This is a genomic window from Cupriavidus sp. IDO, assembly GCF_000812465.1.
Classification (GTDB): Bacteria; Pseudomonadota; Gammaproteobacteria; order Burkholderiales; family Burkholderiaceae; genus Cupriavidus.
Genome location: NZ_JWMA01000114.1, coordinates 39,915 through 62,831, shown reverse-complemented (window position 1 = coordinate 62,831; position 22,917 = coordinate 39,915). Strand labels below are relative to the sequence as shown.

Genomic DNA, 22,917 nt, shown 5'->3' with positions numbered 1-22,917 from the left:
TCAGGGCAGTAGGACATAGTCCAGCAAAGTGGCAGTCGAGTCCGGTTGTTCAGGATCCGCTGGCGCGCGAAGCAGCTTTCTCATCTAGTTCGACATTCTCAAGCTTCACATCTCAACCTGGAGATCCGAGAGGAGTCTCGGGGGCGCAATGGCCCGCACAGCAACATTCTCAAAAGGAGCGAAGATATGAGCCGTGGCGCGCTCGACGGTGTACGGGTGCTCGACCTTTCGCGAGTCCTTGCCGGCCCATGGGCCGGCCAGATGCTGGCTGACCTGGGGGCGGACGTCGTGAAGGTGGAACGACCGCGCAAAGGTGATGACACGCGGGCGTGGGGTCCTCCGTGGCTCGCCACCCAGGATGGCGAGTCCACTGGCGAATCAGCGTATTACCTGTGCGCGAACCGCAACAAACGCTCGGTGACGGTAGACCTAAGTTCTCCTGACGGGCAAGACGTCATCCGGCGCCTCGCAATGGAGTCGGATGTTGTCATTGAGAATTTCAAGGTAGGGGGCCTGGTTCAATATGGACTCGACTACGAAGGCCTGAAGGCAGCCAATCCACGGTTGGTCTACTGTTCCATTACCGGCTTTGGACAGACAGGGCCGTACGCCGCTCGCCCGGGATATGACTTTCTGATGCAGGGGATGGGCGGTTTGATGAGCATTACTGGCCAACCCGATGGGGTAGAAGGCGGCGGTCCTATCAAAGTCGGCGTTGCAGTCACCGACGTCATGACCGGCCTCTATGCGACCGTCGCAATCCTGGCTGCATTGGCACACCGGCAAAAGTCGGGTGAAGGGCAGCACATCGACCTGGCATTGCTTGACGTCCAGATCGCCTACCTGGCAAATCAGGCATCCAACTTCCTGGTCGGCAACGCTGTCCCACAGCGGATGGGCAATGCTCATCCGAATATCGTGCCCTATCAGGATTTTTCGACCGCCGACGGCTACATGATTATTGCTGTCGGAAATGACTTTCAGTTCACGAAGCTTTGCCAGGTACTCGGGCATGCGGCATGGGCGGAAGATATCCGTTTCGTCACGAACGCTCAGCGAGTCGCGAACCGCGAAGCACTGATTGCCCTGATTCGCGAAGTCACCGTGAAGCGCACAACCGACGAATGGATAGCCGCGATGGAATCAGTCGGCGTTCCTTGCGGACCTATCAACACGCTCGACAGAGTGTTTGCTGACGAGCATGTCCGCCACCGGGAGATGCAAGTTGGCGTACCCCATCCTGTGGCAGGCAGCGTTCCGCTCGTAGCCAACCCCATTCGTATGTCCGGCTCGCCAGTCACGTACCGCTCAAGCCCACCTACCTTGGGCCAGCATACCGATGAGGTCCTTCAAGACTGGCTGCAACTCACAACGGCTGACCTGCATGATTTGCGGGATAGAAAGGCTATCTAAAGGCCGTCCTCGACAGGGATTTCCCTCTGTTTGCGCAAAACGGCAAGAATTTGTGGAGATCGGTTAAGCCCGGGGACACGGTGCGATCCGAGAATAGAACGAGCGTGGATGTATCACAAGGTCGATGGTTGGCGGAAGTCCTGAGTTTCGCGAACCATTGCAGGAGACAGAATTGAACCCGTATTCGAATAACGCAATGCCGGTTGAGTCGGCTTCACCCACCGCCACCGCCACCGCCACCGCCACCGCCACCGCCACCGCCACCGCCGGCGCCAAGGGTTACGCATGGGTGGTATTTTCCTTGATGTTTTGCCTGTTGCTGTCTGATTACATGTCGCGGCAGGCGCTCAATGCCTTGTTTCCGCTTCTGAAAGCGCAGTGGCAGATTACCGACACACAACTCGGTTCGATCAGCAGCGTAGTGCCGTTGATGGTCGGAGTGCTGACTCTCCCGTTCTCCATCATCGCGGACCGCTGGGGACGTGTCAGAAGCATTGCATTGATGGTAGCAGTGTGGAGTGCTGCCACGGCTGGGTGCGCCATCGCCAGCAACTACCACGAGATGTTCGTCGCACGCTTCTTCGTTGGTGTCGGCGAGGCCGCTTATGGAAGCGTCGGATTCGCGATGCTCCTGAGTATCTTTCCGCGGCATATGCGGTCTACTGTTGCCGGCGGCTTCACGTCGGCGGCTGCATTTGGGTCCGTGCTCGGCGTTTCGCTTTCCGGCCTCATCGCTACGCATTTTGGCTGGCGGTGGTCGATGGGCGTGATGGCAATCATTGGCTTTGTGCTGGTGATCATCTATTGCGCCGTGGTCACGGAGGAGAAACTCGCCAGTGTGCAACCGAACAATGCAAACCCAACTCCGAAGTACGGGCGTGTGAAACTGACACCCCGTGCGTTTGTCTCAGGCCTGTTTCCGTCCCGTTCCGTCTTTTGTGCGTACCTCGGCAGCGCCCTGCAGCTCTTCGTCCAGGGCACCCTTTTTGTTTGGCTGCCCAGCTACCTGCATCGCTACTGGGGTATGCCTGTCGAAAAGGCGGCCGTCCTGGCGGCCTGCCTTCTCCTTGTCAGCGGCCTGGGCCAACTCCTCTGCGGGGTAATGACCGACCGCATCAGCGGGGATTCGGTGCTTAAGCGCTGGAACATGGCCATTTGCTATTGCCTTGCGCTAGGCGCGCTGCTTGCTGTCGCGTTCCGCTTGCCACATGGCAATCTGCAACTGGCGTTCCTTGCGCCCGGGGTGTTTTTCCTCGCCAGCACGTTCGGCACCTGTAACCCGATCATTGCCGAAGGCACCCCGCCAGCCATTCATGGCTCGGTATTTGCCACGCTGACCTTGTTCAACAATATCCTGGGCCTCGCCGCAGGCCCCCTCGTTACCGGTATGGTTGCGGACGCGGTTGGCCTTGAGGTTGCCTTGCGCTGGCTACCGCTCGCGGCAGTTCCTCCCTTTGCCGTGTTCGTCATTGGCAGGTGGTGTCACGTCGCGGAAAAGGCGACTTGCGACATCGTCGGGAAATGAATACCGCCGTCGCTTGCCGCGGCCGCACCCTGAATGGGCAAATTGGCAAGTAAAAGGCTCAATAAAGTAGGCATAAAAGCCGGGGGCGCAGATACCTGGCCTGCAAGAAGCCAGGTGTTGAATTATCCATGGATTCACAGGGTTTTTGGAGCGTAGCAATGAAAATCAGGCAAATCACCCCCGCCATCGGGGCCGAGATTTCTGGCGTCAACCTCGGCGAGGCGGCGCGCGATCCGGCAGTCTTCGCCGAGATCCGGGCGGCGCTGCTCAGGCACCGGGTCCTCTTCTTTCGCAAGCAGGAGATCACGCGCGCCGATCACGTGGCCTTCGCCAGCGGCTTCGGCAAGCTGGAAGACCATCCGGTGGTCGGCAGTGTTCCCGAACATCCGGGCCTCGTGAGGGTCTACCGCAGCGACAACCCGCACAGCTTCGAGAACAGCTATCACTGCGACGGCCTGTGGCGCCCCAATCCGGCCATGGGGGCAGTGCTGCGTTGCATCGAATGCCCCGAGATCGGCGGCGACACCATCTGGGTCAACATGGTGAAGGCGTACGAGGAACTGCCGGAAGACATCAAGAGGAAGATCGACGGCCTGCGCGCCAGGGCCAGCATCGAGCACAGCTTCGGGGCGGTCATGACGCCGGAAAACCGCGCAAAGCTGGCCAGCGATCATCCGCCGGTGGAGCATCCAGTGGTACGCACCCATCCGGAGACCGGGGAGAAGATCCTGTTCGTCGGCGCCTCGTTCACGACGCACTTCACCAATTACAGCACGCCGGACAACGTGCGCTACGGCATCGACAAGTCGCCCGGCGCCTCGCTGCTGCTCAACTACCTGACCAGCCGCGCTACCATTCCCGAGTACCAGGTGCGCTGGGCATGGCAGGAGGGCGACGTGGCGGTATGGGACAACCGCAGCACACAGCACTACGCCGTCAACGACTACTATCCAGCACCCCGTAAGTTGGAGCGCGCTGGCATCGTGGGCGATATCCCCTACTGATTAGCAAGCGGGCGGCAGGATCACGTGCCGCTCTCCATGCGCAAGGGTGCAAGGGCACTATGAAGGCGATTTGGTACGAGAAACAAGGGCGGGCTGAGGAGGTATTGCAATTCGGCGATCTTCCCGCACCGCAACCAGCACCGGGCGAAGTACGCGTGCGACTCCATGCGTCGGCCGTTAACCCGGGAGATGTGAACCGGCGAGCCGGACGCATGCATGGCGGCATGGAGTTCCCGCGCATTATTCCGAACAGCGATGGTGCGGGTGTGATCGACAGGCTTGGTGACGGAGTCGACCGCAGGATGCTCGGGTCGCGAGTCTGGCTGCATTTCGGACAGCGAGGGCGTCCTTTTGGTACGGCAGCGGAATACATCTGCCTCCCGCACGAGTTGACGTCACCACTGCCGGAGCACCTGGACTTCGCGCAGGGCGCATCCCTGGGCATTCCGGCCATGACCGCCTACTGGAGCCTGTTTCAGCATGGCGCGATCAAGGGAAAGCGGATCCTCGTGACCGGCGGTGCCGGGGCCGTCGGGCACTACGCGGTGCAGCTCGCCAAGTGGGGAGGTGCGTATGTCGTTGCCACCACCAGTTCCGAGCGCAAGGCGGCACACGCCACACTCGGCGGCGCCGATGTAGTGATCGACTACGCATCAGCGGATGCCGCGCTGCAGGTTCTCGATGCCACTCAGGGACGAGGTGTCGATCACATTGTCGATGTCAATGCGGTCGACAACGCAGGGCTTTGTCTGCAGGTCGCCGCTAATCATGCGCAGTGGGTCTCGTATGCCAGCGGTGCCCACCAGGCGCTTCCCCTGGTCGCGCTGATTCGCAAGAATCTCTGCCTGCAGGGACTATACCTGCCAGGGTTGCCCTGCGAGGTGCGCTGGATAATCCAGGAGGGATTGTCGCGCTGGATGAAAGACGTCCCGGATGCCATTCACGCTGTCGATAGTATCTTCGACTTGCGAGACACAGTGAAGGCTCATCTGGCTGTCGAAGCGGGCACTAAGCTGGGCACCGTTGTTGTTCGGTGTGATACCGAATAGGTCATGCTGCCGGCCGTTGGCAGGTCGCTCGCTGGCGGGTCTTCAAAGCCAAACGAGGAATTCTAATCTTATGACATCCGGAAATCAGCCAACGGTTGTGATTGTTCCTGGCTTTCGCGATCACATGCCGGAGCACTGACAATCGCTACTGGCGGAGCGATTGCAGCAGCAGGGACGAGCGGTGCGCATCGTGCCCCAGATTGATCAGGACAAGCGGTTGCGCAGTGCCAGGTTGGCAAACGTTGACCGTGTCGTAAGCATTGCAGGGCCGGTGATCCTCGTTGCTCATAGTGTGGGCTGTCGATCACGGTTCACTGGGCACAGCAGATGGAGCGCGCCGTGCAGGGTGTACTACTTGCCGGGCCGACCGACTACGACAGCCCGTTGTCTGCCGGAAACAAGGATCCGCAGACGCTGGCAGACGAGGGCCGGACCCCCATTTCGCGGCGGCCGCTGAAATTCCCAAGCATCGTGGTTGCGAGCCGCAATGATCCTCTCGGGAAGTTCGAACGAATCCGCGAGCTGGCGCAGGCCTGGGGCAGCCGTTTGGTCGATGCCGGGGGAGTGGGGATCTCGGACCGGCAGACGGATATGGACCGTGGCCGCTGGCAGAGGAACTCGTTCAGCAACTCTGAGTGGGAGCGTGGATCGGCGTTGGTAGTCCTACGCTGTGTGCCAGGGACGGTGTTCAAAACTCATGCGCCTGCATGTACGTCCGGACGTAATAGGCGCATGAAACAACAGACCTTGTCCTCGACCTGATCGCGAATCAGTAGGGGATATCGCCCACGATGCGGGCGCGCTCCAACTTGGACGGTGCTGGAAAGTAGTCGTTGATTGGTAGCGCCGGGCGACTTGTCAACGCCGTACCGCACGCTCCGGTGTCCCGGCTTCCATGTAGGACATTCACTTGCCAATTTGCGACATTCAGGGCGCGGCCGCAGTAATCGACGGCGAACTTCCGTAGCATTGCGTCGTCGCACGAAGCAATTCATCTCCCAGCCAGAGAACGAAGGAAATCCACCATGGCAGCACCCCAGAGCAAGGTCATCGTCACGTGCGCCGTGACGGGCGGCATTCACACTCCGACGATGTCGCCGTATCTCCCCATTACCGCGCAGGAAATCGCCAGCGAGGCCATTGCTGCCGCCGAGGCCGGCGCGTCGATCGTCCACCTGCATGCGCGCAAGCCGGAGAATGGCCAGCCGTCGCAGGACCCCGCGCTGTTCCGCGACTTCCTGCCGGAGATCGCGGCGCGCTCTGACGTGGTGGTTAACCTCACGACCGGCGGCGCTCCCAACATGCTGGTCGAAGAGCGCCTCCAGCCGGCGCTGCAGCTCAAGCCAGAAGTGGCCTCGCTGAACATGGGTTCAATGAACTTCGGCCTGTATCCGATGCTCGCCCGCCACAAGGAGTTCAAGCACGACTGGGAGCGTCCCTACCTAGAGGGCTCCGAGGACCGCGTCTTCCGCAACACGTTCAAGGAGATCCGCTACATCCTGGAGTCGTGTGCCGACAATGGCACTCGCTTCGAAGTCGAATGCTACGACACCAGTCATCTCTATACCGCCGCGCACTTCGCTGACCGCGGCATCCTCAAGGCGCCGTTCTTCATCCAGTCGGTGTTCGGCCTGCTCGGCGGCATCGGCACGCATCCCGAGGACGTCATGCACATGCGCCGCACCGCCGAGCGGCTGTTCGGCAAGGACTACTACTGGTCGGTGCTCGGCGCCGGCCGCAGCCAGATACCGATTGCCTCGATGGCGGCTGCCATGGGCGGAAACGTCCGCGTGGGGCTGGAGGACTCGCTCTGGGATGGCCCGGGCCGCCTGTCGAAGAGCAATGCCGACCAGGTCAAGCACGTCGTTGGCGTTCTGAAATCGCTGAACCTCGAGGTGGCGACGCCGGACGAGGCGCGTGACATGCTTCAACTGAAGGGCAGGAACGCTGTCGCGTTTTGACAGTGAAGATGTCCCTCGCAGGCCAGGCGTCCTGGTCACGGGCGCAGTCGCACCGTGCGTTCTATCGCGTTGAGAAACACGCGATTGCGTGTGCGCCGGTTGCTCAAGTCCGGGCCTATTTCAGTCTGCTTCATGCACGCCTTGTGCCTGGCAGGGCAGACCCTGGCTGAGCATCCGGCATGTGTGGGTTCTGAACCTCTTCCCCAGGCGCACGAATAGCTTCCCCTAAACTCGTCCAAGGAATTTCTCATGTCTCATCCTGTTGTCTTGATTACCGGTGCGACGGCTGGCATTGGCCGCGCGACGGCACTTGCCTTTGCAGCCAAAGGCGCACGACTGGTCTGTTCGGGGCGGAACGCTGCTGCCGGAGAAGCTCTCATCTCGGAACTGCGGCAGATGGGCGCGGAAGCGGATTTCGTGGCGGCCGATATCTGCCGTGAAGACGATGTCATCCGTCTTGTCGGTCATGCCGTCGAGCGCTTTGGATGCCTTGATATTGCAGTGAACAGTGCCGGAACGGAAGGAACACCGGGATCGATCGTCGAGCAGACAGTCCAGTCGTACACGACGGTTTTCGATGCGAATGTCCTTGGGACGTTCCTTTGCATGAAGCACGAACTGCGCGCGATGATCTCGCAAAAGCGTGGGACGGTTGTCAATCTCTCCTCCACGATGGGCAGCCGTGGCAACTCGAGAAATCCGATGTACGTGGCAAGCAAGCACGCGATCGAGGGCTTCACCAAATCGGCGGCGCTCGACGTCATCAAATCGAATGTCCGCGTCAACGCCGTGGCGCCAGGCCCGATTGAAACGGGCATGCTCGGACGCATTGCCGGTGGCGCGGATCGGGTCGCGGCTGTCGCCGCAACGATCCCCGCCGGACGTGTTGGCACGCCGGAAGAGGTCGCCGATGCGATTATCTTCCTGGCATCCGAACAGTCCGCATACATCACGGGCCAGATTCTTCACGTGAATGGTGGGAAGACAGCCGCGTAGTGGAGGGGACTGTCAAGATCATCTGGCGTGCTTCCTGCCGCCCTGACGGGCGGCGGGGCTAAAGTGAATTTGCCAACCGGCGTTGTCAGCTTAGCGCAGTCGAACTGAACCAGATTGACGTTGCTGAGTTCCGCACAGATCGTGCAATTGACTGGCTAAGCCCGGATTGAGTTGCCCGAGAGGATTAAGCGCCTCACTCCGGTGTGGTCCCCGCAACCTTAAGAGGATGAACGACGCGGGTTATCTCCCTTTACAATACATAACAGCGATTTACCATAAACCGTTAATTTTCTGCGTCAGTTCCCGATGTCGTTACTTGTCCGTGCTGCGGCCCTGACCAACTACAGCGAGGTTGCTCGTGCCGCCGGGCTGGATCCGGTGCGGATGCTACTGGACGCAGGGTTAAGTCCGAGCGCACTTCGCGAGCCGGACCTCATGATTCCTGTCGAGCGTTTCGGACGCCTGCTACAGGCTTCCGCGGACATGTCAGGCAATGAGAGTTTCGGGTTGTGTATGGCCGAGTCGCGCCTGTTGTCCAATCTTGGGGCGGTAGGAATGCTGATACGCGACCAGGCGACGTTACGCGACTCGCTTGGCATGCTATTGCGCTACCAGCCGATGCTCAATGGTGCACAGTCGCTGGCCGTCGAAGAGTGTGGCGAACTAGTCATTATCCGCGGGGCGCTAATTGCTGGAAGTGCACATCAGCCAACTCGCCAAAGGGTTGAACTGGCGCTCGGAGTCATGGTGCGCTTGATACGCCAGCTCCTCAAGCCCGACTGGCAGCCGCAGCGCGTATGCTTCGAGCACCCGGCGCCGCGCGACCTCAGTACGCACCAACGGTTTTTTGGCCCTCACGTCGAATTCGATTGTGACTTCAACGGCATCATCTGCACGAAGACCGATCTCGATGCGCGCAACCCGTGGGCCGATCCGGCTATGGTGCGCTACACGCAGCAGTTGATCGACGAGTCTTGTGTGTCGCAGCAGGCGACAATGCTTGAGGACGTGCGGCGCACGATCCTGTTGCTGTTGCCCAGTGGGCGCTGCAACGTCGAACAGGTCGCCGAACACCTGGGCGTGGTTTGCCGCACGGTTCAGCGCCGGCTGGCAGACCAGGGGCAGAGCTTCTCGTCGATCGTTAACGAAATCCGCGCGGAGCTCGCGACGCGTCATGTCATGGAGAGCGATCGTCCGTTGACTGAAGTGGCGACCCTGCTCGGCTTTTCTGCGCTAAGCGGATTCTCGCGCTGGTATCACGTGCAGTTCGGTTGCAGTCCCAAGGAGAGCCGGGCCGTAAGCGGCGCCGTGCGCCGACAGACAGCAGCTTCACGGGCGAGCGCTGCCAGCCGAACTTCATGATTCTCCGCCTCCGGCGTTGGCAACTTAGCGGGAACCGGATTAGTGGCTAGCGTGCCCATTGCTCAGAAGGTGGCAGACGGAATTTGGGTGAGTCCGGTGAATTCGCGCTAGGCCGAGAAGCGAGTAGCGAGCAGTTTGCGGTAGAGCGAAGCGCGCGCAGCCGGTGTCGCCTCCTGACGGCACATATCTGTGCAAGCGCAGCTTATTTGTCGGGATGCGGAACTTTTCCGTGTCGATAAAACATTGACAGAAATCTATCATCAAAAGATGAAAACATCGGCTAACAAGACGCGGTTACGAGCGGATCAGCGAGCATGGCTTCGCAATTATCGCAATGTGTGTGGCGATAAAGCTTGTCTACTACGAAGCTATCATCTCCGCATCGATGAACTAAAGCGGATGCCGTCGTAATGACGTGTCGACTGACGTTGGCCATGCTCAACGCCAGAGCGTGAGTCAGCCGGCGCCGCAGCAAAACCGCGTTCCTGTTCCTGAGAGGCGCGAGCGACATGAGGTGATTCCGCCTGCCCACCTACCCTCGCACGACGCCTCGCTGACAGGCGTCTAGACGCGATGGCGGTCGACCATAATCGCCAGAAACAGCGCAGTGCCGTCAATCGCGGTCCCGGCATGGTTGGTACCGCGCTGGATTACCACATTACCCGGCACGAGCTCCGTCTCCGCGTTTTCGAGGATCGCCCGCCTTGGAAAATTTCGGCAAAGGCCGAATTGGAGGCAATTCGCCACCGGATCGCCCCGGACCGGGCCGGGCGATCCGATACCGAGGCAGTCCCTAAGCCAAGCGAGCCGGGCGAAGCACATCAACGGCGCGCGTGCTGCGTGAAGCCGACCTGACCGGTCTTGCGGTTCGGCGCAAAGCCATTCTCCGCCAGCGTCTCATCAACGCTGTCGTAGAACGTGCCGATCTTGTAGATCTCACGCGCTTCCGTCGCGCTGGCGACGTCCCGGCCGAATTCACGCGAAATGCGCACGAGCTGCTCGATCTGTTCGACCGTGCCCATCTTGCGGTCCCGTCGCTGCGTCCAGATGTTGTCCTCGATACCACAACGCACGTGCAGGCCCATGGCGACAGCCATCATGTTGAGGGGCAGCACGTTGAGCATCGAGGTTTCCAGGGTCAGCACCGAGCCGTTCGGACAAGCCCGCACGAAGTTCGCCAGGTTGTAGAGGTTGGGTGCCTCGAAACCGCCGCCGATCGCTACCCAAGTCAGGATCAGGGGCACATTGCAGGTGCCCCGGCGCATCATCCGTTCCACCGTCTCCAGTTGCGCGATGTTGGCAAGCTGGAAGTGTGTCTGGATGCCATTGCTGCTGAGCCGGCGGATATGCTCTTCCACCCATTCCGGTCCGGCGGGGATGGTCATCTCGCGATAGGCGCGGTAGTTCGCCGGCTCGGCGAGGGAGGTGCCGGCAACGTCGGCTGCGCACATCTGTTCGACCACGTTCATCTGGTTGGTATTGATCGCGATCGTCACCTGGTCCGGCGTCGGCTTCAGGTCCGCCAGCATGTGGCGGGTATCGTCCGACAGCCACTTGGCCATGTCCCCTTCGTTTTCCGGCGCAAACGAGATAGACCCGCCAACCTGCAGAATCATGTCCGGCACCCGGGCGCGGATGCCGGCAAGCAGTTCATTGAACTTGGACAGGCGCTTCGAGCCCTTACCATCCGCTTCGCGCACGTGAACGTGCAGCACGGTAGCGCCGGCGTTGTAGCAGTCCACCGCCTTCTGGATCTGTTCCTCCATCGTCACCGGGATGTCTTCCGGAAAATCGGAGGGCATCCATTCCGGACCATAAGGCGCTGCGGTAATGACAAGCTTCTGCTGATTTTCAGGAAACAGCGAACCGTCGATGAAATCCATGTCTCTCTCCTTGGGATAAATCGTTCAGGCCAGAATCGGCTGGGCCATATGCGCCTTGACTTCGCCTTCGCCAATGCTGAAGGGCTTGTCGCCGATGATGCCGGCGCGCTCCATCTTGCGATGGCAGGGCGCGTAGTCCATCACTGCATAATGCTGGGTGCTGCGGTTGTCCCAGATCGCCATGCTGTTGGCTTTCCAGCGCCAGCGCACCTGGTATTCGGGAATGAAGGCCTGGGTTACCAGGTAACGCAGCAAGTCGGCCGCCCCCGGGTTGTAATCTTGACCGTAACGCACGTATGCGGGCGTATGGAGATTGGTGAAGTGCGTGGTGAACGCGTTGACGAAGAGGATCTTCTCGCCGGTTTCCGGGTGAACCCGTACGACCGGATGCTCGGCATCCGGGTACTGTGCCTTCAGCGCCAGGCGCTTCTCGATCGGCATGGCTGCGCCGAAGCTCGCCTCGATGCTGTGCCTTGCCCGCAGGCCAGCAATGTCCGCCTTGACGTGCGCGGGCAGGTTCTCGTAGGCGAGAACCATGTTCGCCCACATCGTGTCGCCCCCGACCGCGGGCGTTTCCACGCAGCGCAGGACACAACCCATCGGAGGTGCCTCACGCCAGGTCGCATCGGTGTGCCAGGCGTTCTCGTAACGGTCGACCGGCTGGTCCGGCCGCTTGTAGATCTGCACGAGCCCTGGGTGCTCCGGATGGCTGCCGGCTACCGGGTGATCTTCCAGCTTGCCAAAGCGCTCGGCAAATGCGACATGCTCGGCGCGGGAAAAGTCCTGGTCCCGCAGGAAGAGGACCTTGTGCCGTAGCAAGGCGGCGCGGATCTCGTTGAACAGGCCGTCGTCATGAATGGCATCGGAGAGCTTCATGCCTACGAGTTCGGCGCCGATGCTGGCGGTCAATTGTTCTACGCGCATCATTCAGCCTCCGAACGCACTAAGACTGAATCGGAACGTGCGGTATCCGCAAGCCAGACCGCGGCACCATGGTCCGTAATGGAAAGACTGGGTGTAGCCATTCTATGTCTCCTCTTTATATGGGCTTCCAACGCACATCGCGTTGCCATTAAGATAGGAGTTGCGGGTCAATCTGGACTTTACTTTCCGTGCCAGAAGCCTTGCGTTTCGTGCCAGGGAACGGTGCCGGATGGCTCGGACTTGATTATGGTCAAACTCGAATCGTCAGCCTGCCAGTGGTCGGCCGATGATGCGACTTGAATTGTTGGCTAGCGAAAAACCCCTGACGCGTTTCGGTATTCACGCGGTCGTAGAGCGTTACGCTGTCAAGGCGCGAGCCAATATGCCCTCGCTCGCATCCAAGCGCGTCAGCCCGCACAGCATTAGACATTCAACAGCGACCCACCTGCTTCGATCCGGCGTCGATATCAGCACAGTACGGGCGTGGCTTGGTCATGTCTCCATCGATAGCCGTCTACCAGGGGATCGCCAATGGGGTCAAGCACGTCGTGCCCGGGGCCAAGCATCTCGCTACACCTCTCGTGACCAGCGCCTTCGCGGCTAGCAGTCTTCCTCCATTCAATGCCGGCTCCGCGGAAGCCCACGGGCACAAAGACACGCGGCTTACCTTATATTTGCTGGCTTGGTACTGCGCCACCGCGTCGGCGTCATGCCGAACTGCGCCGCGAACCAACGTACGAACGAGCCATAAGTGGAGTAGCCAAGCGATTCGGCAATGCGTCCAAGCGAGTAGCTTCTGTTGTCCATATAGTGGATAACGAGATCGCGCCGTACGCCATTGACCATGTCTGAGAAGACTTTTCCAGCGCCTTCGAGGTGGCGCTGCAGTGTACGCACGTTCATCCCCAGGCCTTGAGCAACCTGCTCAATCGTCGCGCGTCCTGCCGGAAGCATCAGATAGATCGCCTTGCGCACCTCGAGCACGATTGACGGCTCGTTGGCTCCCGGCAGACCGGCAAGCAGGCGTTGCGCATGGCGTGCCATGACAGGGTCGGCAATAGGGTTGGGCAAGTCCAGGTCGGCAGCGCGGCAAATCAGGCCATTGAAAGAGCTTGCGAACTCCAGCTTCCCGCCGAAGATGCGGCGGTGCAGCCGTAGATCAGGGGGAGCGTCATGGGTGAAATTGACGCCCAGGGGGTGCCAGGACGTGCCCAGCAGTGTGCTGCACATGCGTGACAGTGAGCCCAGTGCCAGCTCAATTGACTGCATGGACGGCCCGGCATCATCCGCGACGACGTCCTCCCGCACGATGACCTTCTTGCCGGTCTCCTCAATACGGATGACCAGGAACTCATTCATCAGGTGCCGATACTGAATCAAGGTTCCAAGAGCGTCGCGCAGAGTTTTTTGATGCGTGAGCAACACGCTAACGACTCCGAGGTCGGACAGTTGCCACAGGTCGGCCATACGCAGCCCAAATGTCGGGCATTGCGTGAGTCGCGCTGACTCTTCCAGCAAGGTAACGGCACCACTTCCGGAAATCCAGTGTTCCGGGTCCGCAAGCATCTCGCTACTCAACCCGAGCTTGCGCAGCAACGGCTGCGGTTCAAGGCCCAATTGCTGCGCAACCTTGAAATAGTTGGTCAGCACGCCAGTACGAATCAGTGTGCCCATTGCTTCTCCTTCACCCGGTGGGTAGCCCGGATCCGCTCGTTCCGGGGAAACCCGAATACGCCGATATTTTGTCACGAAATGAGACATGAATGTCGTGAAATGAGAGACAACGGTTGCTCCGAGATTACTAGACTGATCCCGTAAATCGACGACGGACGGAACCCGATGGCAGCCCCTCAGAACAAGGTCATAGTCACCTGCGCCGTAACGGGCGGCATTCACACACCAACGATGTCCCCCTACCTGCCCATCACGGCAGCAGACATCGCCGGCGAGGCAATCGGTGCGGCTCAAGCCGGGGCCTCGATCGTCCATCTGCACGCGCGCAAGCCGGAGAATGGCCAGCCGTCCCAGGATCCCGCGCTCTTCCGGGAATTCCTCCCGGAGATCGCCGCGCGTACCGACGTCATCATCAACCTCACGACGGGTGGCGCACCCAACATGCTCGTCGAGGAACGACTGCAACCGGCGCTGCAACTCAAGCCCGAAGTCGCTTCGCTGAACATGGGGTCGATGAACTTTGGGCTGTACCCGATGCTCGGCAGGCACAAAGAGTTCAAGTACGACTGGGAACGTCCTTACCTCGAGGGCTCCGAAGACCGCGTCTTCCGCAACACGTTCAAGGAAATTCGCTACATCCTGGAATCGTGCGCCGGCAATGGGACTCGCTTCGAGATCGAATGCTACGACACCAGCCATCTCTACACGGCGGCGCACTTCATTGACCGCGGCATCCTCAAGCCGCCGTTCTTCATACAGTCCGTCTTCGGCTTGCTCGGCGGCATCGGCACGCATCCCGACGATGTCATGCATATGCGCCGCACCGCCGAACGGCTGTTTGGCAAGGACTACTACTGGTCCGTGCTGGGTGCGGGCCGCAGTCAGATGCCGATCGCTTCCATGGCGGCTGCGATGGGCGGAAATGTCCGCGTGGGCCTGGAGGACTCGCTTTGGGATGGTCCGGGCCGGCTTTCGACCAGCAACGCCGATCAAGTCAGGCGCATCGTCGGGATCCTGAAATCCCTGAACCTGGAGGTGGCCACGCCGGATGAGACGCGCGACATGCTCCAACTGAAGGGCAAGCATGCGATTGCATTCTGAGTAGTCCATCGGCGACAAGCCATTCGTTAATTGATGCCCGACCCGGCCGCCACCATTCGTTGCGAGGCCGATAACTAAAGTCCTTATCGAGGAGAAACAAATGCAATTTTTGGATGATTCGCTGCACCCGGAGAACATGGACAAGGTGGTAATCACCGTGGCCCCGTACGGCCCGGAGTGGATGCCGGAAGATTTCCCGGAAGACATCCCTGTGACCATGGAAGAGCAGATCCAGAAGGCGGTGGATTGCTATGAAGCCGGCGCCAGTGTGCTGCACCTGCACGTGCGTGAGCCGGATGGCAAGGGCTCCAAGCGCCTGTCCATGTTCAACGAACTGATCGCCGGCGTGCGCAAGGCGGTGCCGGACATGATCATTCAGGTCGGCGGCTCGATTTCCTTTGCACCGGAAGACGAAGGCCAGGCTGCCAAATGGCTGTCAGACGATACCCGTCATGCACTGGCCGACCTCGACCCGAAGCCGGATCAGGTGACGGTAGCACTCAACACCATCCAGATGAACATCATGGAGTTGATCTATCCGGAGTACTACGAGAGTACGCACATGGCCAACCCGGCCGTCTACGACGCGTACCGTGAAATGATTGTTCCGGCCGGCCCGACCTGGGCGGAAGAGCACTTGCGCCGCCTGCAAGAAGCCGGCATCCAGCCGCACTTTCAGCTGGTTGGCATGCATGCGCTTGAAACGCTGGACCGCATGGTGCGCAGGGGCCTCTACAAAGGCCCGCTGAACCTGACCTGCATCGGCATCGGTGGCGGCCACCATGGACCACATCCGTACAACCTGTTCGACTTTATCCAACGTGCACCGGATGGCTGCACCATTACCGCTGAGTCGCTGTTCAAGAACGTACTTCCGTGGAACACGATGGCGCTGGCAATGGGTATGCATGTGCGCTGCGGCATTGAGGACACCCTCATCGATCAGCATGGCAAGCGCTTTACCTCCGTACAGCAGGTTCAGCAGCTTGTGCGAATCGCCAAGGAGTTGGGCCGTGAGATCGCCGATGGCAAGGAAGCGCGGGAAATCTACCGTATCGGCACCTGGTACAGCGATGTCGACGAAACCTTGGCCGCCAACGGTATGACCCCGAACCGCAAACCTGGTGTCAAGAACGTGCCGCTGCGCCGCGTAGCCTGAGCCGGCTACGGCCCAGACAAAGAATCGATCCAATTGATGCGTGCATTCCAGCCTGAATTGCTGCAACTGGATCGGTTTGTTTCGCCTTGATTCAAGTAAGGAGTTTCATGACTCATACCGTCGTACTCGTTACGGGAGCCACGTCTGGAATTGGCCGCGCAACTGCGCTTGCGTTTGGCCGTGAAGGGGCACGGCTGGTTTGCTCCGGCCGCAATGCTACTGCAGGCGCTGCACTTGTGTCTCAGCTCCGGGAACTCGGTGCCGAGGCCGACTTCGTGCCCGCCGACGTAGGCAATGAGGAGCAGGTCCGCCAGCTCGTGGAGCATACCGTCGCCCGCTTTGGACGGCTCGATGTCGCAGTGAACAGTGCAGGGACTGAAGGCACGCCAGGGTCGATCGTTGCACAGACAGTTGAATCCTATGCGGCGACCTTCGACGCGAATGTCCTTGGGACGTTCCTTAGCATGAAGCACGAGTTGCGCGTCATGCTGGAGCAGAAGGAGGGCGTTGTTATCAACCTCTCCTCCACCATGGGAAGCCGCGGCAACGCACAGAATCCAATGTATGTGGCTAGCAAGCACGCGATCGAGGGCTTGACCAAGGCTGCAGCACTCGAGGCTGCCAGATCGAATGTGCGAGTGAATGCGGTTGCGCCTGGCCCTATCGATACCGGGATGCTGGACCGCATTGCGGGAGGCGCCGAGAACATTGCGGCAGTTGCCGCGACGATCCCCGCGGGTCGCATCGGGACCCCGGAGGAGGTCGCCGACGCCATTGTGTTCCTGGCGTCCGCCCGGTCCAGGTACATAACGGGTCAGATTCTCGGAGTCAATGGCGGCAAGACAGCAATGTAGTCGTCGCCGGCACGCTGGGCTTGCCCCAGGCGCGCTCAGACGTAATGAATAAAGTGTTTCAGGAGACAAGTCATGGCAAAAGCAATTCGGTTTTACGAGACGGGCAGCGCTGATGTCCTCAAGCTCGAGTCTGTGGAGGTAGGTGATCCCGGCCCGGGCCAGGCTCGCGTGCGGCACACCTATATCGCCGTTAACTTCATCGACATTTATTTTCGGACCGGCCACTATCCCCTGGAACTGCCTAACGGCCTGGGCTCCGACGCCGTTGGCGTCGTCGAGGCGGTGGGTCCCGGCGTGACGGACATCCGCGTGGGTGACCGCGTGGGCTACCTGCTCGGCCCGCAAGGCGCCTACTCGGACGTGCGGGTCATGCCTGCCGAGTGGCTGATCCCGCTGCCGGACGGCGTCTCCGACCGCGTCGCCTCCACGCTCATCATGAAGGGGATGACGGCGCAATACCTGTTCCGCCAGGTCTACCCGCTCAAGGGCGGCGAGTCCATCCTCTATCACGCCGCAGCCGGCGGCGTGGGCCTGATCGCCTGCCAGTGGGCACGCGCCCTTGGCGTGAACATGATCGGGACGGTCAGCACCGACGAGAAGGCAGAGCTTGCCAAGGCCAACGGCTGCTCGCATGTCATCGTCACCTCGCGCGAGAACATCGTCGACCGCGTGATGGAAATCACCGATGGCAAGAAGGTCCCGGTGGTGTTCGATTCGGTAGGCAAGTCGACGCTGGACGCCTCGCTGTCCTGCCTGCAGGTACGCGGCACGCTCGTCAGCAACGGCACGACTTCAGGTCCCGTCGAGATCGACAGCCGCACGCTCGCGGCGAAAGGCTCGCTCTGGGTCACGCGTCCGGCTATGGTGCACTACGCCACGCCGCGCTCGCACATGCTCGCCATGGCCAACGAGGTGTTCGACATGGTGATGGCTGGAAAGATCACCAGCGAGCCGAAGCAGTCGTTCGCGCTGGAAGACGCCGCGCAGGCCCATCGCGCCCTGGAGAACAGGCAGACGAGCGGCGCGACGGTACTGGTGCCGTAAGGCAAGGCAGCTTTTCAAGCGATTGCGGCAGTTACGCAATCCACCCGGCAGTCGCTTCGCCCACCTGGCTTGGCCAGGTTGCCGGAAGGCGGCTGCTTCAAACAAGGCAAGTGCACATTGCCGGAAGTTCCACAACGGAGACTACTGATGTCGAATCGACCTGCCTTCCTGCGCGTGCGCCGCGTCGTCGCCGCGACGCTCCTGGCGCTTGCCATGCCTGCCGCCATGGCGTGGACCAACAAACCGGTGCGGGTGCTGGTGCCCGCGCCTGCCGGCGGCACGATGGATGTGATGGCCCGCATGCTGTCCGAACAGCTCACGGCAGACCTGGGGCAGCCGGTGATCGTCGACAACAAGCCGGGAGCTGGCGGCGCCATCGCGGTCGGCGCAATGCTGGCGGCGCCGCCCGATGGGCAGACCATCCTGGTGTCGGCGACCAACGTGTTTGCGGAGATCCCGCATGTGATGAAGGTGCCCTACGATCCGATGAAGGATGTGAAGCCGGTTGCGGCCGTGGCCAAATCGACGCTGCTGCTCGTCGGAGCGCCCAGCCTGCCGGCGAAGGACCTGCCGGGGCTGATCAGCTATGTGAAGGCGCATCCGGGCACCCTGAGCTTCGCGAACTATGGCCCGGGCACGGCTTCGCAGTATGCCGGCATGATCATGAACCAGAAGGCCGGCATGGACCTCCAGAACATTCCGTTCCCGGGGTCGCCGCCGGCCTTGGCGCAGGTGATGGGCGGGCAGATTGCCGTGATGTATGACGGCATGGTGACCTCGCTGCCTTATCTCAAGGCTGGCAAGCTGAAAGCCTATGCCGTCGCCGCGAAGCAGCGGTCACCGATGCTCCCGCAGGTGCCGACGTTCGCCGAGCTGGGTTATCCGGAAGTTGACTTCAGCAACTGGACCGGCGTGTTCGTGTCGTCCAGGCTGCCGGCAGACCTGACCGAGAAGATCCAGGCGGCCGTCTACAAGGCCGCCTCGAGAGCCAGCGTGAAGGAGCGGATTTCTGCACTCGGGTTCGAGCCGCTGGAGCCACAAGGACTTCCCCAGCTCAGCCACGACTTGCGCGCCGATTTCGATCGGAATGCCGGCATCGTGAAGACCTTCAAAATCCAGCCGGAATGACACCCGTCGACCATGCGAGTTGAACAACTTACCTGCGCAATCGGCGCGGAACTCATTGGGGTCAGCCTGGCCGATGCGATCCATGATGACGGCCTGTTCGCCGCCATCCGCGAAGCGCTGCTCAGGCACCGCGTGCTGTTCCTGCGCGATCAGGACATCACGGCCGCCCAGCACGTGGCCTTTGCGCGCCGCTTCGGGGATCTGGAGGACCACCCCGTGACGGGTAGCGACCCGGAGAATCCGGGGCTGGTGCAGATCTACAAGACGCCCGCCAACCCGCCGGATCGTTACGAGAACGCCTGGCACACGGACGCGACCTGGCGCGAAGTACCGCCGCTTGGCGCCGTCCTGCGGTGCTGGGAGTGCCCGCCCGTCGGGGGCGACACCATGTGGGCCAACATGGTGCTTGCGTACGAAAACCTGCCGGCCCACGTCAAGGAGCAGATCGCCGACCTTCGGGCGCGACACAGCATCGAGGCGAGCTTTGGTGCCGCCATGCCAATCGAGCGGCGCCTGGCGCTGAGGAGTCAGTTCCCAGACGCCGAGCACCCGGTGGTGCGGACCCACCCGGAGACCGGCGAGAAGGTGCTGTTCGTCAACGGGTTCACCACTCACTTCACCAACTTCCACACGCCGGCGCGCGTGCGTTTCGGGCAGGACAACAACCCCGGGGCGGCAGACCTGCTGCGCTACCTGGTCACTCAGGCCTGCATTCCCGAATATCAGGTCCGCTGGCGCTGGAAGATGAACAGCGTGGCCATCTGGGACAACCGGTCGACCACGCATTACGCCGTCATGGACTATCCGCCGTGCCACCGCAGGATGGACCGCGCAACGATCATCGGAGACCGTCCATTCTGATCAGGGGACGGGCCGGCTCGCGTACCGGGAGGGCCGGGCTGGTGATCGTTGTGCAAGGGTGGCGGATTTTCCGCCCCCTTGTAGTAAAGGCGCGCCAGGCGCCGGAGGTCGTAGTGACTGAGCGTGAAAGCAATCAAATGAAAACGATGAACCATGGAGGATGGGAGTAGATGAAAAGAGCCATGCTTGCCCTGGCCGCTGCGATGGCATGTGGTGCAGCCCAGGCGCAGTCCAGCGTCACGCTGTACGGCGTGGCTGACGTCAACATCGAATACGTCAACAAGGTCGGCGTCGTGCCGTCGGCGGCCAACGGCTTCAATCCCGGCACCGGCCATTCGGTGGTCCGCGAGAACTCCGGCGGCTACTCCGGCTCGCGCTGGGGCCTGCGCGGCACGGAAGACCTCGGTGGCGGGCTGAAGTCCATCTTCGTGCTGGAAAATGGCTTCAACGCCGATACCGGCACCCTGCAGCAAGGCGGACGCATGTTCGGCCGCCAGGCTTTTGTCGGCCTCCGGTCGAACTACGGACAGGGCACCTTCGGCCGCCAATACACGTCGCTGTTCGTGTCGATGGCCAACTTCGTGCCGGCCCGCTTCGCCACGCAGTATGAACCGGCGGGCGTCATCGCCGGCGCGAACTTCCGCGAGGACAACGTGGCACAGTACACCGGCACGTTCGGTCCCGTGACCGCGATGGCACACTGGTCGTTCGGCGTCGGCACGACGCTGCCGCAGGTCAATCCCGGTATTCCCACGTTGGGCGGCACCGGCGAAGTGCCAGGCCAGTTTCGCCGCGATTCGGCCTACGGTGCTGGCGTGACCTACATGAACGGCCCGCTCGGCCTGGGCCTTGCCTACGACCAGTGGAACCCGACGATCGGCACGAGCAACGGCACCTTGAAGAAGGCGGCCGTGATGGCCAGCTATTCGATTGGCGCGGCCAAGGTGATGGGCGGCTACCGCTGGGGGCAGAACAAGGACCAGACGGGCAAGGAGATCCTGCGCGACGACTTCTACTGGGTCGGTGGCCAGTACCGCCTGTCGCAGGCGCTGGACTTCACGCTGGAGTATGACTACCAGAACCTGAAGAACCTCGGCGGCAACACGCACGCGGCCAATCCGTGGCAGATCGCCCTGATCGTCGACTACGCGTTCTCGAAGCGGACCGACGTCTACCTGACCACGGCGTATACCCGCAACGCAGGACTGAGCATGGACTCGGCGGCGAGTGGCTTTGCCTCCAGCCTGGCACTGGGCAATAGCTACGCGCTGTCCAACGGGCAGACGTCCATGTTTGGCGCGGCCGCGGGCATCCGCCATATCTTCTGACGACCCGCGTGGTGGCGGTGCCGCGGGCAGGTAGCATCCTGCGCTCACGGCACCTCGCCCCGCGACGTGTCACGCTTCGTGCGCAGGGGAGCGTGGCACGTTCATCCGGGGCGCAGGGCGATCACGCTCCGGATCTCAACCGAGGAAATCGAATTCCATGACTTCTACCAACCTGCCGACGGTCGTGATTGTTCCCGGTCTTCGCGACCACATGCCGGAGCACTGGCAAACGCTGCTCGCCGAACAACTGCAAGCGCAGGGAAGGGCGGTGCAGATCGTGCCGCAGATCGACCACGACAAGGCGCTGCGCAGCGCCAGGGTGGCGAACCTCGAGCGCGTCGTCAGCAGCATCGAAGGGCCGATCGTCCTGGTGGCCCATAGCATGGGGTGCTGCATCACTGTTCACTGGGCACAGCAGACGACGCGCGAGGTCGAGGGCGCATTGCTTGCCGCCCCCGCCGACCTCGACACGCGCCTGCCCGCCGGCTACTCCGATCCGCAGACCCTGGCTGCCAGCGGCTGGACACCGCTGCCCAGGGCGCGCCTGCCGTTCCCGAGCATCGTGGTCGGCAGCCGCAACGACCCGATCGGAGGATTCGAGCAGGTCCAAGCCCTTGCGCAGGCCTGGGGGAGCCGCTTCGTCGATGGCGGCGACATCGGTCATCTCTCGCCGTCCGACGGATATGGCAACTGGCCGAAGGCCGCGGAGTTGCTCCGCGAGCTGTGAGATTCACCATTCATTGCGTCTCCACCCCGGGTGCCGACCTCCGGTCTTGATGACACTTTCCACGGCAGCCGGGTTTCGGAGGTTCCAAGGGCAACGCCTGCGGAACCTCTTCTTTGTTTTCAACAGGCAACAAGTGCGCGGATAGCCGCGGAGGGATCCATGAAGCTGAAGAACAGGGTGGCGATTGTCACCGGAGGCGCCAGCGGGATTGGCGCGGCGACCGTGCGGCGGTTCGTGGCCGAAGGTGCGACGGTCGTGCTGACGGACCTGTCAGAGCGCGGTGAACTGCTGGCCCACGAGTTGGCCGGAGCGGGGCATGCGGTGCGATTCTCGCGCGTGGATGTCACGCGCGAGCACGAGGTGCGCGAATTGGTGGCGGCGGTGGCGCTGGAATTCGGCCAGCTCGACATCATGGTCGCGAATGCCGGCATCGCACAGCAGGCCCTGCCGGTCGAATCGCTCACCAGCGAGGCCTGGCACCAGATGCTGGACGTGAACCTTACTGGCGTATTCTTCAGCAACAAGTACGCCATCGCGCAGATGAAGAGGCAGGGGGGCGGCGGCGCGGTCGTCAATATCGCCTCGGTGCTTGGCCATGTCGGAAGACCGGGCGCCACGGCATACAACGCCGCCAAGGGCGGCGTGGTGAACATGACGCGCTCGCTCGGTGTCGCCTGCGCAAAGGAAGGCATTCGGGTCAATGCCGTGTGCCCGGGCTTCATCGAGACACCGCTGATCGCCGGTGCCAGCGACGAGAGCCTCGCGCAGGTCACCGGCCTCCATCCAATCGGCAGGCTCGGACGGGCAGAGGAAATCGCCGCCGCTATCACGTTCCTGGCCAGCGACGATGCCTCGTTCATGGCGGGGGCCAGCTTGATGGTGGATGGCGGCTATGCCGCCCAATAGGGTGTGCGTCGTGCAAGT

General features: G+C 61.5%; 21 protein-coding genes and 1 pseudogene. 19 read left to right on the top strand and 3 right to left on the bottom strand.

The window, feature by feature from the left end:
- Positions 1-186: 186 nt before the first annotated feature.
- The 9 genes and pseudogenes from RM96_RS27030 to RM96_RS37675 all read left to right on the top strand — a co-directional run bounded on the left by RM96_RS27030 (position 187) and on the right by RM96_RS37675 (position 9,721).
- Positions 187-1,413: a CaiB/BaiF CoA transferase family protein gene (locus tag RM96_RS27030; RefSeq protein WP_039014807.1), complete on the top strand. Its 1,227-nt coding sequence runs from the start codon at positions 187-189 to the stop codon at positions 1,411-1,413.
- A 196-nt stretch (positions 1,414-1,609) separates the two neighbouring features.
- The gene (locus RM96_RS27025) at positions 1,610-2,938 is read left to right on the top strand and encodes an MFS transporter (RefSeq protein WP_443112278.1); all 1,329 of its coding nucleotides are present in this window, start codon (positions 1,610-1,612) and stop codon (positions 2,936-2,938) included.
- Positions 2,939-3,096: 158 nt separating this feature from the next.
- A complete protein-coding gene (locus RM96_RS27020) occupies positions 3,097-3,942 on the top strand; it encodes a TauD/TfdA dioxygenase family protein (RefSeq protein ID WP_039014806.1) in 846 nt (281 codons plus the stop codon).
- 59 nt (positions 3,943-4,001) lie between these two features.
- Positions 4,002-4,991: an NADPH:quinone reductase gene (locus RM96_RS27015; protein ID WP_039014805.1), complete on the top strand. Its 990-nt coding sequence runs from the start codon at positions 4,002-4,004 to the stop codon at positions 4,989-4,991.
- Positions 4,992-5,061: 70 nt separating this feature from the next.
- A pseudogene (locus RM96_RS27010) lies at positions 5,062-5,626 on the top strand (RBBP9/YdeN family alpha/beta hydrolase).
- A gap of 390 nt (positions 5,627-6,016) precedes the next feature.
- Entirely contained in the window at positions 6,017-6,952 is a 936-nt protein-coding gene (locus RM96_RS27005; protein ID WP_039014804.1) for a 3-keto-5-aminohexanoate cleavage protein, read from the top strand.
- A gap of 249 nt (positions 6,953-7,201) precedes the next feature.
- The gene (locus RM96_RS27000) at positions 7,202-7,948 is read left to right on the top strand and encodes an SDR family NAD(P)-dependent oxidoreductase (protein ID WP_039014803.1); all 747 of its coding nucleotides are present in this window, start codon (positions 7,202-7,204) and stop codon (positions 7,946-7,948) included.
- Between the two features lie 306 nt (positions 7,949-8,254).
- Positions 8,255-9,310 carry an AraC family transcriptional regulator gene (locus RM96_RS26995; RefSeq protein ID WP_039014802.1) on the top strand — a complete coding sequence of 352 codons (1,056 nt, stop codon included), beginning with the start codon at positions 8,255-8,257 and terminating at the stop codon, positions 9,308-9,310.
- A gap of 189 nt (positions 9,311-9,499) precedes the next feature.
- Complete coding sequence (locus RM96_RS37675) at positions 9,500-9,721, top strand: lysozyme inhibitor LprI family protein (RefSeq protein ID WP_238587423.1); 222 nt, start codon at positions 9,500-9,502, stop codon at positions 9,719-9,721.
- 410 nt (positions 9,722-10,131) lie between these two features.
- Here the strand turns inward: RM96_RS37675 and RM96_RS26985 are convergent, their stop codons facing one another.
- Together RM96_RS26985 and RM96_RS26980 are read right to left on the bottom strand one after the other, a co-directional pair.
- Complete coding sequence (locus RM96_RS26985) at positions 10,132-11,193, bottom strand: 3-keto-5-aminohexanoate cleavage protein (RefSeq protein WP_039014800.1); 1,062 nt, start codon at positions 11,191-11,193, stop codon at positions 10,132-10,134.
- A 24-nt stretch (positions 11,194-11,217) separates the two neighbouring features.
- Positions 11,218-12,117, bottom strand: a complete 900-nt coding sequence (locus RM96_RS26980; RefSeq protein WP_039014824.1) for a TauD/TfdA dioxygenase family protein — start codon at positions 12,115-12,117, stop codon at positions 11,218-11,220.
- 286 nt (positions 12,118-12,403) lie between these two features.
- Here RM96_RS26980 and RM96_RS40600 point away from each other — a divergent pair, with 286 nt between their 5' ends.
- Positions 12,404-12,721 carry a tyrosine-type recombinase/integrase gene (locus RM96_RS40600; RefSeq protein WP_338011435.1) on the top strand — a complete coding sequence of 106 codons (318 nt, stop codon included), beginning with the start codon at positions 12,404-12,406 and terminating at the stop codon, positions 12,719-12,721.
- A gap of 59 nt (positions 12,722-12,780) precedes the next feature.
- Here the strand turns inward: RM96_RS40600 and RM96_RS26975 are convergent, their stop codons facing one another.
- Positions 12,781-13,791, bottom strand: a complete 1,011-nt coding sequence (locus RM96_RS26975) for an AraC family transcriptional regulator (protein WP_039014799.1) — start codon at positions 13,789-13,791, stop codon at positions 12,781-12,783.
- Between the two features lie 165 nt (positions 13,792-13,956).
- Here RM96_RS26975 and RM96_RS26970 point away from each other — a divergent pair, with 165 nt between their 5' ends.
- From RM96_RS26970 to RM96_RS26930, 9 genes are all read left to right on the top strand, one after another.
- Positions 13,957-14,892, top strand: a complete 936-nt coding sequence (locus RM96_RS26970; RefSeq protein ID WP_039014798.1) for a 3-keto-5-aminohexanoate cleavage protein — start codon at positions 13,957-13,959, stop codon at positions 14,890-14,892.
- Positions 14,893-14,992: 100 nt separating this feature from the next.
- Positions 14,993-16,051, top strand: coding sequence for a 3-keto-5-aminohexanoate cleavage protein (locus RM96_RS26965; RefSeq protein WP_039014797.1), 1,059 nt, complete (start codon positions 14,993-14,995; stop codon positions 16,049-16,051).
- Positions 16,052-16,158: 107 nt separating this feature from the next.
- Positions 16,159-16,905 (top strand): SDR family NAD(P)-dependent oxidoreductase, encoded by a 747-nt coding sequence (locus tag RM96_RS26960; protein ID WP_039014796.1) that lies wholly within the window; start codon positions 16,159-16,161, stop codon positions 16,903-16,905.
- Between the two features lie 72 nt (positions 16,906-16,977).
- On the top strand, positions 16,978-17,949 hold the full coding sequence (locus RM96_RS26955) for a quinone oxidoreductase family protein (protein WP_039014795.1): 972 nt from the start codon (positions 16,978-16,980) through the stop codon (positions 17,947-17,949).
- Positions 17,950-18,096: 147 nt separating this feature from the next.
- Positions 18,097-19,077: a tripartite tricarboxylate transporter substrate binding protein gene (locus RM96_RS26950; protein WP_039014794.1), complete on the top strand. Its 981-nt coding sequence runs from the start codon at positions 18,097-18,099 to the stop codon at positions 19,075-19,077.
- A gap of 12 nt (positions 19,078-19,089) precedes the next feature.
- The gene (locus tag RM96_RS26945; RefSeq protein WP_039014793.1) at positions 19,090-19,938 is read left to right on the top strand and encodes a TauD/TfdA dioxygenase family protein; all 849 of its coding nucleotides are present in this window, start codon (positions 19,090-19,092) and stop codon (positions 19,936-19,938) included.
- Between the two features lie 170 nt (positions 19,939-20,108).
- Positions 20,109-21,266, top strand: a complete 1,158-nt coding sequence (locus RM96_RS26940; RefSeq protein ID WP_039014792.1) for a porin — start codon at positions 20,109-20,111, stop codon at positions 21,264-21,266.
- Between the two features lie 157 nt (positions 21,267-21,423).
- Complete coding sequence (locus RM96_RS26935; protein ID WP_039014791.1) at positions 21,424-21,993, top strand: RBBP9/YdeN family alpha/beta hydrolase; 570 nt, start codon at positions 21,424-21,426, stop codon at positions 21,991-21,993.
- A 159-nt stretch (positions 21,994-22,152) separates the two neighbouring features.
- On the top strand, positions 22,153-22,899 hold the full coding sequence (locus RM96_RS26930) for an SDR family NAD(P)-dependent oxidoreductase (protein ID WP_039014790.1): 747 nt from the start codon (positions 22,153-22,155) through the stop codon (positions 22,897-22,899).
- Positions 22,900-22,917: the final 18 nt, after the last annotated feature.